Here is a 15,158-nt window from a genome sequence, read left to right as displayed (position 1 = left end):
ATGTCTTTAGAAAATCTCTTAAATGAGGATATTAAGATATTGGTTTGGTGGCGATAGCGAGAAGGTCACACCCGTTCCCATCCCGAACACGGAAGTTAAGCTTCTCAGCGCCGATGGTAGTTGGGGGCTCTCCCCCTGTGAGAGTAGGACGCCGCCAAGCTATTAAATATGGAGGATTAGCTCAGCTGGGAGAGCATCTGCCTTACAAGCAGAGGGTCGGCGGTTCGATCCCGTCATCCTCCACCATTATGAGCCGGCCTAGCTCAATTGGTAGAGCAACTGACTTGTAATCAGTAGGTTGGGGGTTCAAGTCCTCTGGCCGGCACCAGATTTTAAAAGATTACAGCCACGAAGCTTTACTTCAACGAATGGTAAGCTTTTAAAATCTGCGACAAAGACCAAAGGGCTTTGGAGCATATTTATTACTACTATCAAAATTCAGTTTTTAAAACTTTGAATTTTGAGCCATTAGCTCAGTCGGTAGAGCATCTGACTTTTAATCAGAGGGTCGCAGGTTCGAATCCTGCATGGCTCACCACTTTAAATATGCGGGTGTGGCGGAATTGGCAGACGCACTAGACTTAGGATCTAGCGCCGCAAGGCGTGGGGGTTCGACTCCCTTCACCCGCACTTTACATAATATGCGGAAGTAGTTCAGTGGTAGAACACCACCTTGCCAAGGTGGGGGTCGCGGGTTCGAATCCCGTCTTCCGCTCCATAATGTGCCGGGGTGGCGGAACTGGCAGACGCACAGGACTTAAAATCCTGCGGTAGGTGACTACCGTACCGGTTCGATTCCGGTTCTCGGCACCATTATATTGCGCCCGTAGCTCAATTGGATAGAGCGTCTGACTACGGATCAGAAGGTTATGGGTTCGACTCCTTTCGGGCGCGTTTGTTTTTTCGGGAAGTAGCTCAGCTTGGTAGAGCACTTGGTTTGGGACCAAGGGGTCGCAGGTTCGAATCCTGTCTTCCCGACCACTAAAATTACGGGGCCTTAGCTCAGCTGGGAGAGCGCCTGCCTTGCACGCAGGAGGTCAGCGGTTCGATCCCGCTAGGCTCCATTATTATTTAAATATAATAAACATTTATTTGGCGGTGTAGCTCAGCTGGCTAGAGCGTACGGTTCATACCCGTAAGGTCGGGGGTTCGATCCCCTCCGCCGCTACCATATTCAAGATTGCTTACAAGTTTTGATATAATGATGAATCTTGGACCTTTAGCTCAGCTGGTTAGAGCAGACGGCTCATAACCGTCCGGTCGTAGGTTCGAGTCCTACAAGGTCCACCATATAACATACGGAGGAATACCCAAGTCCGGCTGAAGGGATCGGTCTTGAAAACCGACAGGCGGGTTAAACCGCGCGGGGGTTCGAATCCCTCTTCCTCCGCCATTTTTCTTAAATGAATGGCATAACAAGATTTAAAATATTACTATCGCGGGGTGGAGCAACGAGCGTTACTTCATCGAGTAAACTGCGAGTTGTACCGATTGAGCTGCTTCTTGAGTAAGCTTCCTGAAATCGGGACAGTCTTAATGCTTAAAACAAGCATTGTGAAACTTTAAAAAATATTATTATCGCGGGGTGGAGCAGTTCGGTAGCTCGTCGGGCTCATAACCCGAAGGTCGCAGGTTCAAATCCTGTCCCCGCAATTTGGTCCGGTAGTTCAGTTGGTTAGAATGCCTGCCTGTCACGCAGGAGGTCGCGGGTTCGAGTCCCGTCCGGACCGCCATTTTAAAAAAATGTTTGGCTCAGTAGCTCAGTCGGTAGAGAATTTTAAAAGATTACAGCAACAGAGCAAAACATCACCGAATGGTAAACTTTTAAAATTTGCAACAAATCACGAAGAGATTTGGCGCACACTTTTTACCGCAAAATTTGTTTAGGAAATAATATTTCATTTGGCTCAGTAGCTCAGTCGGTAGAGCAAAGGACTGAAAATCCTTGTGTCGGCGGTTCGATTCCGTCCTGAGCCACCATTTACTTACCGTTAATCATAGGCAATAAAAAAATGCGGGTGTAGTTTAGTGGTAAAACCACAGCCACGAGCGAAGCTTCCATGAATTATCATCGAGTTGCCTCGACGCATTTACTTCCTTGAATATACTAGAAGAGGAAGAGGCATGAAAGAGCGTAAGTGAATCTTTGGATTATAGCAATAAAAAATGCGGGTGTAGTTTAGTGGTAAAACCACAGCCTTCCAAGCTGTTGATGAGGGTTCGATTCCCTTCACCCGCTCCAATAGAAGGGCCTATAGCTCAGCTGGTTAGAGCGCACGCCTGATAAGCGTGAGGTCGATGGTTCGAGTCCATTTAGGCCCACCATATTCCTTTTATTCCGCAGTAGCTCAGTGGTAGAGCATTCGGCTGTTAACCGAACGGTCGTAGGTTCGAATCCTACCTGCGGAGCCATAATGGAGAAGTACTCAAGAGGCTGAAGAGGCGCCCCTGCTAAGGGTGTAGGTCGCGTAAGCGGCGCGAGGGTTCAAATCCCTCCTTCTCCGCCACTTATTTTGGCCCCTTGGTCAAGCGGTTAAGACACCGCCCTTTCACGGCGGTAACACGGGTTCGAATCCCGTAGGGGTCATACTAAGAAATGCGTAAAGAAACGTCTAGTTTCTTTACGCATTTTTTGTTTTGGGAAAGGTGATTGTCATAACAGTACTCTGCAAACGATCTGCTGCATATCCGAAGAACTGGGATAATAATCATGGAGTTCTCATTGGGAATATGCTATAAGTATAATGAAAAAGGGGGAACGTCTCCTTATAATAAATGGTTTGTTTTGGGGGTTATCATGGTAAAAATTCTTGTTGTTGATGATGAAAAGGAAATAGCTGATTTGGTTGAATTTTATCTTCAGAATGAGGGCTATGAGGTAGTAAAGGTCCATGCTGGTGAGGCTGCACTTCAAATGATTCATCATAATTTTGATTTAGCTATTTTGGACATCATGCTTCCAGATGTGGATGGCTTTACTCTTTTAAAGAGAATTAGAGAGAAATATTATTACCCTGTTATTATGCTTACAGCAAAGGTTGAAGATATTGACAAAATCATGGGTTTAACAATAGGCGCTGATGATTACATTACTAAACCTTTCAATCCACTCGAATTGATTGCGAGGGTCAAAACTCAGATTCGCAGAACAAAATTTTATAATAAAGAAATGGAATCTGACTTTATTGATATTCATGGGTTATCTATCGTGATCGATTCTCGTAAAGTGAGTCTTTATGAAAAAGAGATTGAGCTGACCCCTTTGGAATTTGATATCTTATTATATCTCGCTAAAAAAAGAGGAAAGGTTATTTCATCAGAAGAGCTTTTTACTAATGTTTGGGGCGATAAATATATTGATAACAACAATACGATTATGGCTCATATTGCAAGATTAAGGGAAAAAATGGGGGAGAATGCGCGAAAGCCAAAATTTATCAAAACGGTTTGGGGGGTCGGCTACATCATTGAATAATTTCTATCCATTTTTCAGAAGAAAATTCGCATTAGAATTTCTTATGTGGGCCATTCTCTATACGGTTTTTGTTATCCTTTTATTTTTCATATTTAAAGTTACTTTAAGCAGTGATACATATTTTGGTTCTGAATTTCTTTATCCTTTTTATCACTGGGCTAATTATAATAAAGCTTTTTTAATTTTTATCGTTCTGTCGTTTGGCTATGCCCTTATCACTTTTATATTGTTTCATAAATCTATCAAGCATACAGATGAGATTATTGCTGCAATTGACGAGATTTATAAGAAAGATGATGCGCTCATTTCTCTTTCAGGAGATCTAAAAGATGTTACCGCAAAGATGAATAATATCAAGTTTAGTTTAAGAGAAAATGAGAAATTAGCAAAGGATGCGGAGAAAAGGAAGAATGATTTGATCATTTATTTAGCGCATGATCTCAAGACTCCTCTAACATCGATTATCGGCTATTTGACCATACTTTCTGAAGAAAATGATCTTAGCCATAGTTTTCGAAAAAAGTATTTAAAGATCAGTTTCGATAAAGCTGTTCGGCTAGAGGATTTAATAAATGAGTTTTTTGAAATTACAAGATTTAATTTAAATGATATGATACTGGAAAAGACTGAGGTTCATTTTAGCATGATGATGGAGCAAATTATTTATGAATTTACCCCATTTTTGAGTGAAAAAAATCTTTCAATTCATAGTGATATAGAATCTGATATTCAATTGGACATGGATCCGAATAAGATGGAAAGGGTTATCGATAATATAATTAGAAATGCTATCAATTATTCTTATGAAAATAGTGAGATTACTATTTGTGTACGTAAGGATCATGATTTTGTAGATGTACGTGTTACAAACAGGGGACCAACGATCCCTAGTGCAAAAATGGCTCATATTTTTGATGAATTTTTTAGAATGGATTCTTCAAGAAGTTCTCAGACGGGAGGCGCTGGACTTGGGCTTGCGATTGCGAAGTCCATTGTAACGGCACACGGTGGGATTATCGAGGCTAAAAGTGAAAATGAATTTGTTGAAGTGAATGTAAGGCTTCCTTCTTAATTTCGTAAGAAAAATGTAAGGATTTAATCATGTAAAACAAAAAATAAGCCCCTTATTATTTGATATTCTTATATCAGATAATAAGGAGCTTTTTTTAATCGTGTTAGAACGTAAGTAAGTCTAATTTAAATAGGATAGAAAAGCTTTTGAAAAACAAAGAGTGAGGTATATATGAAAAAGTTTATTAAAGCCCTAAAGTTTTTAGTTATTGTATTCGTTGGTTTATTTATTCTAATAAAAATGGATATTATTCATTTGCCGAAATTTTTAAAGGTTTTTGATAATGACCAGTATGCAAGTAAATATATTCTTTTACTCGACAGAGAAGATAATCGTATAGAATTTGAAAAGAGCTCTAAGTCCAGAGCATATCCAGCTTCTCTTACAAAGATTATGACAACGATTGTTGCTCTTGAGCATATTGATGATTTATCTGCAACTACTCCGATAGATGTTGAGACTTATAAGGAAATGGTAGCAAATAATGCTTCGATGGCAGGCTTTTATGGGAGAGAACCAGTAACCTACCGTGATCTTCTTTATGGAACTATATTGAGCTCTGGTGGAGAGGCGGCTAATTCTCTTGCTGTTCATGTAGCAGGAAATGTGGATGATTTTGTTGCATTGATGAATGAGAAGGCAGCCGAACTTGAGTTGGGGGATACACATTTCACTAACCCTGAAGGATTACATGATAAGAATCAATATACAACTGCTTATGATATGGCTCGCCTTCTAGACTACGCATTGGACAATGAAAACTTTAGAGCCATTTTTACGAAAGAGACTTTTCTAACAACACCAACAGCGGATCATCCAGATGGAATTATGCTAAAATCAACTGTTCTAACCAGGCTTAATGATGTGAATCAAAAAGAGTTTAATATAATTGGAGGGAAGTCAGGTACAACCTATGAAGCTGGGGAATGCTGGGCAACCCTTGGAATTAAAGATGGCCGTGAATACATTTGTATCGTAATGGGAGCACCCTTAAAAGATATTAGCAACCCAGAAAGGGCACAAATAGCTGACAGTATTAAGCTTTATCAACAAATTAAATCATAATTATGATGAAAGAAGCTGTCGTAAACTATTTACATAGGACAGCTTCTTTCAATTTTTACAAATAATAAGAGATTTAATCTAATTTTACTTCCCTCTCCTCCAGCTTTCTTCCGGGATTGTTTAAATCAATTTCAGACGTAATCCCTGTTGAGGGCCCACGAAATAAATCACCTACTGCTAAAATCTTGCCATCTGGCGGTCCAAATATCGGTACTTTCTCTTCCTTTTTTTCAAACTCCCTTAATAAAAATTCATCTTCTTCTTTACTCACTTTACATTTCCTCCCATCCTCTTCATTTAACCTCCTTTTATTTTGTCATTGCATGACTCGTTTTATGTTGAAAACAGTAAATAAGCTTAGAATTTCAGTAAAAGATGGCAAAACCCGACTAAAGTTGTCGGAAGATTTACATAGCATTTACAAGGCTTTTTTGAAGGTCACTCGAATATAAATCATGAAGGCAAAATTTAAATACACTAGTAGGAGAAGAATTATATGAATACAAAATTTCCAACTGATTTTCAAATCCACTTATTTCATGATGGAAGTCTGTATGAGAGCTATCGATTATTTGGTGCTCATTTAGTGACAAGTGAGAATAGGGTATTTACGAGATTTTCTGTATGGGCACCGAATGCTGGAATTGTCAGACTAGTTGGAGATTTTAATGATTGGAATGGAAGAGGGTATTGCTTACATAGAGTTAACAATGAGGGTATTTGGAGTATTCTTGTAAATAAAGATTTACAGGGTGCTTTATATAAATTCGAGATTATGACAAAAGAAGGAAGGAGAATTTTAAAGTCGGATCCTTTCAGCTTTTATTCTGAGGTCCGGCCAAATACTGCCTCTATCGTTTATTCCTTAGGAGGATATGAATGGAATGATCATAAATGGCTGCAAAAAAAGGCAAGAAAGAATTCACGTTCAGAACCGATGGCCATTTACGAACTACATTTAGGTTCATGGCGAAAGAAAAAAGATGGTGCATATTATTCTTATCAGGAATTGGCGGACTGTTTGCTCCCTTATATAATTGAGCACGGATTTACCCATATTGAGATTTTGCCATTAGTTGAGCATCCGCTCGACGATTCATGGGGCTATCAAGGAACAGGTTATTATTCAGTTACGAGCAGATATGGGACTCCGCATGATTTTATGTATTTTATTGATCAATGTCATCAATCTGGCATTGGCGTCATTCTTGACTGGGTACCTGGTCATTTCTGTAAGGATGCACATGGCTTATATCAGTTTGACGGCTCTTATTTATATGAGTATGAAACGGCAGCTGATCGTGAGAATAGCGTTTGGGGAACGGCCAATTTTGATTTAGGAAAAAATGAAGTACAAAGCTTTCTTATTTCAAATGCACTTTTTTGGATGGAATATTATCATATTGACGGTTTTAGAGTGGATGCAGTTGCAAATATGATTTATTGGCCAAATCAACATCGTAAAACTGAAAATCCATTTGGTATCCAATTTTTGAAAAAGTTAAATGAAGTCGTCCTAGAAACAGATCCAACCTGTCTAATAATGGCTGAAGATTCAACAGATTTGCCTAATGTCACTTCTTCTGTAAGAGATGGTGGGCTTGGTTTCACTTATAAATGGAATATGGGTTGGATGAATGACATTCTTACGTATATGGAAACAGAGCCTAATTTACGTGCAAACGTTCATAAAAAAATGACTTTTCCGTTACTTTATGCTTTTAAGGAAAATTTTGTGTTACCACTTTCACATGATGAGGTCGTTCATGGAAAAAAATCATTATTAAATAAAATGCCAGGTACATATTGGGAGAGATTTGCCCAGCTTCGATTGCTTTTTGGCTATATGATCGCACACCCCGGGAAGAAGCTGCTTTTTATGGGGGCTGAGTTAGGGCAATTTGATGAGTGGAAAGATAGGGAGCAGCTTGATTGGAATTTACTTGACTATGAAATGCATCGAAAAATGAATGAATATATGAAAAAACTTTTAAAACTATACCGTCGTTCTAAACCGTTTTATGAAATTGACCATCTTCATGAGAGCTTCGAATGGATCGATGTAAATAATGATGAGCAGTCAATCTTTTCATTTATTCGCAAGGGAAAAAAAGCAGATGAGCATCTCGTTGTTGTGTGTAATTTTACGAATCATAAGTATCATAATTATCGAATTGGTGTCCCGAAAGAAGGTTCCTATCGGGAAATCTTAAATAGCGATGAAGATGAGTTCGGAGGCTCGGGAAGTCGTAATAAAAAGCTTTTACAGACAGAGGCAGTGAATTATCATGGCAAACCTTATTCGGTATGCATAACCATTCCGCCTTTTGGAATATCAATATTACGTCCGGTAAAACATCGGAAGGAGAGGAAAGGGATTGGGAAAGAAAAAGTGCGTAGCCATGCTATTAGCAGGGGGACAAGGAAGTAGACTTTACTCCTTAACAAAAACAATTGCAAAGCCAGCTGTTCCATTTGGTGGTAAATATCGAATCATTGACTTTACACTAAGCAATTGTGCGAATTCAGGGATAGATACAGTAGGAGTCCTTACACAATATCAACCACTTGTTCTAAACACGTATATCGGTATTGGCAGTGCATGGGACTTGGATCGTAGAAATGGAGGGGTCACGGTTCTCCCGCCATATAGTGAGACATCTGAGGTGAAATGGTATACCGGTACGGCAAGTGCGATTTATCAAAATCTGAATTATATTGAGCAATATTCTCCTGAATATGTATTGATTTTATCAGGTGATCATATTTACAAAATGAACTATGAGTTGATGCTTAATTTCCATATGGAGAAAAAAGCGGATGTGACAATTTCTGTTATTGAAGTACCTTGGCAGGAAGCCAATCGATTTGGAATTATGAATACAAACATTGATATGGAAATTGTCGATTTCGAAGAAAAACCGAGTTCACCAAAAAACAATCTTGCTTCTATGGGGATTTATATATTTAATTGGTCACTACTAAAGGAATATTTAGAAATGGATAATCGGAACCATGATTCAACTCATGATTTCGGCAAGGATATTATCCCATGTCTGTTAGAAGATAGAAAGAAGCTAGTAGCTTACCCGTTTCATGGCTATTGGAAGGATGTTGGGACAGTGAAAAGCCTTTGGGAAGCGAATATGGATTTATTGGATGAACAATGTGAGCTCAATTTATTTGAACATGATTGGCGGATTTATTCGGTTAACCCGAATCATCCACCACAGTATATCTCTCCTGAAGCAAGTATTGGTGATTCATTAATTAATGAGGGCTGTACGATAAATGGAGATATAGAGAAGTCTGTTCTTTTTCAAGGAGTGGCAATTGGAAAAAGCTCATTTATTCGTGAATCTGTCATCATGCCAAATGCTGAGATCGGGGAGAATGTCTTTATTGAAAAAGCAATTGTTCCAACAGATATGAAAATACCAGATGGAACGATCATAAAAGCTTCAATGGATAATGAAATCATCCTCGTTTCTGAGGAAATGCTAGCCTCCAAAGCTAGACAATAGTTTCAAGGGGGAAATATAGTTGAAAAATCAATTATTAGGTGTAATCGATGCGACAACCTATCACGAAGGATTGGCGGAGTTAATGAATCACCGCTCCCTCGCAGCAGTTCCATTTGCAGGTAGGTATCGGCTTATCGATTTTGTCTTATCTAATATGGTAAATTCTAATATTGAAAGTGTGGCGATTTTTCCAAAATTTCAATATCGCTCCTTAATGGATCATTTAGGCTCAGGCAAAAATTGGGATTTGAATCGGAAAAAGGATGGATTATTCTTTTTCCCTTCCCCAGATATTGATGGACAAAGAAAAGGAATTGGCTCATTTAGCCATTTCGAAGCGAATATTGATTATTTTTATCGTAGTAAACAGAAGTATTCCCTTATCGCTAATTGTTTTACTGTTTTTAATATGGATTTTAGGCCCGTATTGGAAAGGCATATTTATTCGGGCTGTGATATGACGGAAATTCGTCATAATGGTGAGTCCTTACAAATGTATTTAGTGAAAACATCCCTTCTTATCGAATTAATTCAAACGAGAGAATTGACTGGATATACGTGTATGTATGATGTTGTTTCAAGTCGAGAGCATGCCTATAATCTTTGCACATATGAGTATGATGGCTATGCGAAAATGATCGATTCAATCCAAACCTATTTTTCTACGAGCATGTCCATTTTAGAACCACAAATATGGAAGCAACTGTTTCGTAAAGACCAGCCTATTTATACGAAGGTTAAGGATGAGCCACCATCAAGATATATGAAAGGGGCTACTGTTTCCCATTCCATGATTGCAAATGGCTGCCAAATCGAAGGGGTTGTAGAAAATAGTATTATTTCTCGAGCAGTAAAAATTGGGAAGGGAACGGTTGTGAAAAACTGTATCATTATGCAAAAAAGTCAGATTGGTGACAATTGTTTATTAGAGTCTGTCATTTTAGATAAAGATGCCAAAATTGAATCAGGTGCGGTTATAACGGGAACTGATGAATTACCGTATGTCATTCAAAAAGGGACCGTTCAAGGAGCGTTGATGAATTCGTGAGAGTGTTATTTGCCGTTTCTGAGTGTGTTCCATTTGTAAAGTCTGGTGGGCTTGCTGATGTTGCCGGTTCGTTGCCAAAGGAAATAGCTAAGTTTGGAGCAGATATAAGAGTAATCCTTCCGAAATATGGCATAATAGCTGAGGAAATTAAAGAAAAGATGGTGACAAAAGCTGTAATGAATGTAGCAGTGGGCTGGAGAAATCAAGACTGTGGAATTGAAGAAGCGAATGTTCAAGGAATTACTTATTATTTTGTCGATAATGAGTACTACTTTCACAATGATCGATTATACGGTTATTTTGATGATGGAGAGAGGTTTGCTTTTTTTAATCGCGCAGTATTAGAAAGTCTGCCTTATATCGATTTTTTCCCTGATATTATTCATTGTCATGATTGGCATACAGCGATGATCCCTTATTTATTGAAAGAACAGTATAGTTTGAGAAGTGGCTATGAACGAATTCAAACAGTTTTTACCATTCATAATCTCCAATTTCAAGGGATTATGCCAAAGGAGACACTTGTGGACTTATTAGGGCTAGACGATCGACATTTCCATATCGACAAGCTTGAGTTTTATGGAAATATTAATTTTATGAAAGGTGCATTAGTGGCAGCTGATAAAATTACAACAGTCAGTCCTACCTATAAAGATGAAATCCAAACGGAATATTATGGGGAAAGACTTCATGGACTACTGCAAAAAAGATCTGCTAGTATCGAAGGAATTTTAAATGGAACAGATGAGGACTTATATAATCCTGCTTCTGATCAAACTATTTATCAATGCTATGATGTAGGAGATATTCAGAAGAAACGAGTAAATAAACGAAAGCTGCAAAATGATTTTGGACTTCCACAAAGAGAAGAGGCTGCTTTACTCGTTATGGTTACTAGACTCACCCCTCAAAAAGGGCTTGAGCTAGTTCAATGTGTTTTTCAACAATTAATGGCTGAAGATATTCAGTTTATCATTCTCGGAACAGGGGATAAGGAATTTGAACATTTTTTTCGTGAAATGGAAGCAGCTTATCCACGGAAATGCAGAGCATTTATTGGCTTTGACGAACAATTAGCACATCAAATTTATGCTGGAGCAGACTTATTCTTAATGCCTTCGAAATTCGAACCATGTGGGCTAGGTCAAATGATTGCGATGAAATATGGGGCGGTTCCCATTGTTAGAGAAACAGGCGGACTGAATGACACAGTAAATACGTTTGATGAACAGACAGGTCTAGGGAATGGATTTTCATTTCATAACTTTAATGCTCATGATATGTTGTTTACCATTCAGCAGGCACTTAGTTTTTATCGGGATGAAGAATGTTTCCAAACCATTGTGAAAAATGCGATGACAACAGACAATAGCTGGGAGAAGTCGGCCCGTAAGTATTATCAGCTATATGATGAACTCGTCTCAAGGAGTGAGCAAGATGTTTTCGAATAAAGAGGAATTTAAAGCTGCGTTTTTAAAAAAGCTTGAGATGATGTGTGGAAAAAGCTTTAAGGAAAGCTCGAATTTAGATCAATATTTTACGCTTGGAAATATGCTGAGAGAACATATTAGTACGAACTGGATAAAAACGAATGAACGTTATCGAGTAGCGAACGGGAAGCAAGTATATTATCTGTCAATCGAATTTCTCCTCGGTAAACTCATTTATCATAATCTATTGAATTTAGGATTTGAGGACATTGTTAAAGAGGGTTTAGCCGACTTGGGTATTCATTTAGATGACCTTGAAGAAATGGAAGCGGACGCTGGACTTGGGAATGGCGGATTAGGGAGATTAGCAGCCTGCTTTATGGACTCCCTTGCAACGTTAAATTTACCTGGTCATGGCTGTGGAATCCGTTATAAGCATGGGTTATTTGAACAGAAAATAGTTGGTGGCTATCAAGTGGAGCTTCCAGAGCAATGGCTGAAGAACGGACATGTGTGGGAGATAAGAAGAGCTGATTTAGCAATTGATATTCCTTTTTGGGGACATATTGAATGTAAAGAGGAAAATGGAAAGCTCGTATTCCACCATTTAAATGCGGAAATGATCACAGCTGTTCCTTATGACTTACCGATTGTCGGATATAGAAATGATACTGTTAACACGTTAAGACTATGGAATGCAGAGTTATCTACTTATCCTATTCATAAGGACATTTTAAAATATAAGCGTGAGACTGAATCCGTGTCAGAATTTTTGTATCCAGACGATACACATGATGATGGGAAAATCCTCCGTTTAAAGCAGCAATATTTTCTTGTTTCCGCAAGCCTCTGCTCCATCATTCGCAGCTATCGAAAGGGACATACTCATTTAATGAATTTGCATGAACATATATCCATTCATATTAATGATACTCACCCTGTTCTTGCAGTTCCAGAGCTCATGCGAATTTTGCTTGATGAGGAAGGCTTAAGCTGGGATGAAGCATGGCATATTACGGTAAACACAATTTCTTATACGAATCATACTACTTTATCGGAGGCACTTGAGAAATGGCCAGTACGAATATTTCAGCCTTTATTGCCACGGATATTTATGATCGTTCAGGAGATAAATGAGCGTTATTGCCGCCAGCTTTGGGAGCAATATCCTGGGGAATGGGAGAAGATTGAGAGCATGGCGATCATTACTCATGATGAAATAAAGATGGCCCATTTAGCTCTAGTTGGTAGCTATAGTGTGAATGGTGTAGCAGCCTTACATACAGAAATTTTAAAGAAACGAGAAATGAATGCCTTTTATCAATTATTTCCTGAAAAATTTAATAATAAAACAAATGGAATAACCCATAGAAGATGGCTTTTAAAAGCAAATCCATTGCTTGCAACCTTTATTTCAGAGGGGATTGGGGAGTCTTGGATTCAGCAGCCAGAACAACTTATGGAGTTACATCGATTTAAGGAAGATCGCGCATTTCTTCAACAGCTTTCACTGATTAAGGCGAAAAATAAAAATAGACTTGCCCAACGAATTAAACAGCAAACAGGGCTAGTTGTAGATACCTCTTCCATCTTTGATGTACAGGTGAAACGTCTTCATGCATATAAACGGCAATTACTAAATATTGTCCATATTATGTATTTGTACAATCGATTAAAGGAGGATTCTAGCTTTACGATGCACCCACGTACTTTTATCTTTGGTGCAAAAGCTTCTCCAGGCTATTACTATGCGAAGAAAATTATTAAGCTTATTAATACAGTTGCTGAAAAGGTAAATCATGATTTACAAACAAACGACAGATTAAAGGTTGTTTTCCTTGAAAATTATCGCGTATCATTAGCGGAAGAAGTTTTTCCAGCAGCAGACGTGAGTGAGCAAATTTCAACAGCCAGCAAGGAAGCTTCAGGAACTGGCAATATGAAATTTATGATGAATGGTGCTATTACGCTTGGTACACTTGATGGTGCCAATGTTGAAATAAAAGAAAAAGTAGGAGCAGAGAATATTTTCATTTTTGGATTAACCGCAGAAGATGTATGGAATTATTCTCGACAGGGTGGTTACAATTCAATGGAATATTATCATCATGATCAACGAATTCGCCAAGTGATGGATCAAATGATAAATGGCTTTTTTCCTGAAGTTGAAGACGAATTCGAATTGATTTTTGACTCCCTATTACTTGAAAATGACCAATACTTCGTTTTAAAGGATTTTGATGCATACGCTCGAATCCAAGAATGTGCTGGTATTACTTACGAGAATCGAGACAAATGGTTAAAAATGAGTTTGCAGAATATTGCTGCTTCAGGTTACTTTTCTAGTGATCGAACCATTAAGGATTATGCTCATGATATTTGGGGGATCAAACCACTTTAGAATGACAAGTAGAATCGACCTTACTCATATGTAATGAAGTCAGTATAAAAGACTTGTTTATAAGAATCGACCTCAATCGCATGATGTGAGGTCGATTTAAGATGCTTGTCCGTATGAATCGACCTTAATCGTATATAGCAAGGTCGATTTATGATACTTATCTATAAGAATCGACTTCAATCATATGTACCGAAGTCGAATGATGAAATGTCTCCTATTCCTCAGCATTCCCTCTTTGATTATCGTCGCTATCCTCTCTTTCTTTTACATAATCGTCCGAATAGCTATAAGGGACATCTCCAAAAGGGGCTTCAATATTTTCTTCATTTAGCATGGCTTCGTACTCTTCGTGTTTTTTCGAAGGATAAATAGTTCTTGTGTTCGCAGCAATATCGTTTCCAATGAATGTTTCGTAATCCTCGGTGAAGCCTTCATCATCATGTCCCTCATTATAAAGGGAATTGTAATCTTCATAATCGCCTCTTAAATCTGAAGGAGTTTCTGATGTTCCGTAGCGTGCAACCTCCTGAAAGCTGTCTTCATTATCAATAACTTCACGAAATTGATGATGCTGAAAAGTGTTTCCATGTGCAGGCTCGAGAACATCCTCCTCAACAGGTCTGTCTCTGAAAACCTTTTGCTCAGGGCTATGCTCTTTGCAATATAATGTAGCTGGAATCACCTCAAGGCGGTCAAAAATAATATCACTTCCACACACTTTACATTTCCCGTATGTTCCTTCTTCCATTGCTTGTAGGGCTGACTGAACTTTATGAAGCTCAGTCGCGAAATGCCCCTCTAATGCAAAATCCTTTTCTCGTTCATTTAATTCAGTTCCCATATCTGCTGGATGATTATCATATATCGATAATTCTCCAACTGCTTCACGAGCATTTACACCTTCTAAACTTCCTGCTGTATCTCCATGTAAGAGTGATTCCAATGATTTTTTTTCTTCCATTAGCATTGCTTTTAATTCATTTAGTTGTGTATTTGTTAACACTCGGTTCACTTCCTCGAAAAAATGATTTCAGCGTAAGAAATCTACATGTAATTAGTATGAGCGAGATTTTCAAAAACATGACAGTAAAATAAGAAAAGCTCAAGCGCTGTAGCTAGACACTCATCAACTTCAAAGAATGT

General features: G+C 38.4%; 10 protein-coding genes, 20 tRNA genes and 1 rRNA gene. 29 read left to right on the top strand and 2 right to left on the bottom strand.

Translation table 11 applies throughout. The features are described 5' to 3' along the window. Positions 1–43 precede the first annotated feature (43 nt). The 24 genes from rrf to KDN24_RS20455 all read left to right on the top strand — a co-directional run bounded on the left by rrf (position 44) and on the right by KDN24_RS20455 (position 5,612). Positions 44–160: ribosomal RNA gene (gene rrf / locus KDN24_RS20570) — 5S ribosomal RNA — on the top strand. A 10-nt stretch (positions 161–170) separates the two neighbouring features. Further along, a tRNA-Val gene (locus tag KDN24_RS20565) sits at positions 171–246 on the top strand. A gap of 6 nt (positions 247–252) precedes the next feature. Next, positions 253–328 (top strand) — tRNA-Thr (locus KDN24_RS20560). Between the two features lie 134 nt (positions 329–462). Then, a tRNA-Lys gene (locus tag KDN24_RS20555) sits at positions 463–538 on the top strand. A gap of 10 nt (positions 539–548) precedes the next feature. After that, positions 549–630: transfer RNA gene (locus KDN24_RS20550), tRNA-Leu, on the top strand. A 13-nt stretch (positions 631–643) separates the two neighbouring features. Then, positions 644–718: transfer RNA gene (locus KDN24_RS20545), tRNA-Gly, on the top strand. A 6-nt stretch (positions 719–724) separates the two neighbouring features. Continuing rightward, positions 725–813 (top strand) — tRNA-Leu (locus tag KDN24_RS20540). Positions 814–820: 7 nt separating this feature from the next. Beyond that, positions 821–894 (top strand) — tRNA-Arg (locus tag KDN24_RS20535). A 10-nt stretch (positions 895–904) separates the two neighbouring features. Continuing rightward, positions 905–981, top strand: a tRNA-Pro gene (locus tag KDN24_RS20530). Between the two features lie 10 nt (positions 982–991). Beyond that, positions 992–1,064: transfer RNA gene (locus tag KDN24_RS20525), tRNA-Ala, on the top strand. Between the two features lie 30 nt (positions 1,065–1,094). Beyond that, a tRNA-Met gene (locus KDN24_RS20520) sits at positions 1,095–1,171 on the top strand. A gap of 42 nt (positions 1,172–1,213) precedes the next feature. Continuing rightward, positions 1,214–1,290, top strand: a tRNA-Ile gene (locus KDN24_RS20515). A gap of 10 nt (positions 1,291–1,300) precedes the next feature. Beyond that, positions 1,301–1,393, top strand: a tRNA-Ser gene (locus tag KDN24_RS20510). A gap of 186 nt (positions 1,394–1,579) precedes the next feature. Next, positions 1,580–1,653, top strand: a tRNA-Met gene (locus KDN24_RS20505). Positions 1,654–1,656: 3 nt separating this feature from the next. After that, a tRNA-Asp gene (locus KDN24_RS20500) sits at positions 1,657–1,733 on the top strand. 171 nt (positions 1,734–1,904) lie between these two features. Further along, positions 1,905–1,980, top strand: a tRNA-Phe gene (locus tag KDN24_RS20495). Positions 1,981–2,168: 188 nt separating this feature from the next. Next, positions 2,169–2,242, top strand: a tRNA-Gly gene (locus KDN24_RS20490). A 6-nt stretch (positions 2,243–2,248) separates the two neighbouring features. Beyond that, a tRNA-Ile gene (locus tag KDN24_RS20485) sits at positions 2,249–2,325 on the top strand. A gap of 12 nt (positions 2,326–2,337) precedes the next feature. After that, positions 2,338–2,412: transfer RNA gene (locus KDN24_RS20480), tRNA-Asn, on the top strand. A 4-nt stretch (positions 2,413–2,416) separates the two neighbouring features. Next, positions 2,417–2,507: transfer RNA gene (locus tag KDN24_RS20475), tRNA-Ser, on the top strand. An 8-nt stretch (positions 2,508–2,515) separates the two neighbouring features. Next, positions 2,516–2,587: transfer RNA gene (locus tag KDN24_RS20470), tRNA-Glu, on the top strand. Between the two features lie 207 nt (positions 2,588–2,794). Beyond that, on the top strand, positions 2,795–3,475 hold the full coding sequence (vanR, locus tag KDN24_RS20465; RefSeq protein ID WP_409973151.1) for a VanR-ABDEGLN family response regulator transcription factor: 681 nt from the start codon (positions 2,795–2,797) through the stop codon (positions 3,473–3,475). Continuing rightward, on the top strand, positions 3,468–4,547 hold the full coding sequence (locus KDN24_RS20460; RefSeq protein ID WP_409973138.1) for a sensor histidine kinase: 1,080 nt from the start codon (positions 3,468–3,470) through the stop codon (positions 4,545–4,547). Before vanR ends, KDN24_RS20460 begins: the two co-directional genes overlap by 8 nt. Positions 4,548–4,718: 171 nt before the next feature. Continuing rightward, on the top strand, positions 4,719–5,612 hold the full coding sequence (locus KDN24_RS20455; RefSeq protein ID WP_409973137.1) for a D-alanyl-D-alanine carboxypeptidase family protein: 894 nt from the start codon (positions 4,719–4,721) through the stop codon (positions 5,610–5,612). 73 nt (positions 5,613–5,685) lie between these two features. On the opposite strand, the gene KDN24_RS20450 is transcribed toward KDN24_RS20455, so the two are convergent. Then, positions 5,686–5,883 (bottom strand): hypothetical protein, encoded by a 198-nt coding sequence (locus tag KDN24_RS20450; RefSeq protein ID WP_409973136.1) that lies wholly within the window; start codon positions 5,881–5,883, stop codon positions 5,686–5,688. Positions 5,884–6,108: 225 nt separating this feature from the next. Between KDN24_RS20450 and glgB the strand changes: the two genes are divergently transcribed. From glgB to KDN24_RS20425, 5 genes are read left to right on the top strand one after another with little or no spacing between them, the layout of a single operon-like run. Further along, complete coding sequence (gene glgB, locus KDN24_RS20445) at positions 6,109–8,043, top strand: 1,4-alpha-glucan branching protein GlgB (RefSeq protein WP_409973135.1); 1,935 nt, start codon at positions 6,109–6,111, stop codon at positions 8,041–8,043. After that, a complete protein-coding gene (locus KDN24_RS20440) occupies positions 7,991–9,136 on the top strand; it encodes a glucose-1-phosphate adenylyltransferase (RefSeq protein ID WP_409973134.1) in 1,146 nt (381 codons plus the stop codon). Before glgB ends, KDN24_RS20440 begins: the two co-directional genes overlap by 53 nt. A 19-nt stretch (positions 9,137–9,155) precedes the next feature. After that, positions 9,156–10,184, top strand: coding sequence for a GlgC family sugar phosphate nucleotidyltransferase (locus tag KDN24_RS20435; RefSeq protein ID WP_409973133.1), 1,029 nt, complete (start codon positions 9,156–9,158; stop codon positions 10,182–10,184). After that, entirely contained in the window at positions 10,181–11,635 is a 1,455-nt protein-coding gene (glgA, locus tag KDN24_RS20430) for a glycogen synthase GlgA (RefSeq protein ID WP_491348139.1), read from the top strand. Before KDN24_RS20435 ends, glgA begins: the two co-directional genes overlap by 4 nt. After that, the gene (locus KDN24_RS20425) at positions 11,622–14,015 is read left to right on the top strand and encodes a glycogen/starch/alpha-glucan phosphorylase (protein ID WP_409973132.1); all 2,394 of its coding nucleotides are present in this window, start codon (positions 11,622–11,624) and stop codon (positions 14,013–14,015) included. Before glgA ends, KDN24_RS20425 begins: the two co-directional genes overlap by 14 nt. A gap of 214 nt (positions 14,016–14,229) precedes the next feature. On the opposite strand, the gene KDN24_RS20420 is transcribed toward KDN24_RS20425, so the two are convergent. Further along, positions 14,230–15,018, bottom strand: coding sequence for a TraR/DksA C4-type zinc finger protein (locus tag KDN24_RS20420; protein ID WP_409973131.1), 789 nt, complete (start codon positions 15,016–15,018; stop codon positions 14,230–14,232). Between the last annotated feature and the right edge of the window lie 140 nt (positions 15,019–15,158).

Source organism: Cytobacillus sp. Bva_UNVM-123 (genome assembly GCF_046351715.2).
Lineage (GTDB): Bacteria > Bacillota > Bacilli > Bacillales > Cytobacillaceae > Cytobacillus.
The sequence above is the reverse complement of the archived record's forward strand: the minus strand, read 5'-3'. Positions and strand labels throughout refer to the sequence as shown.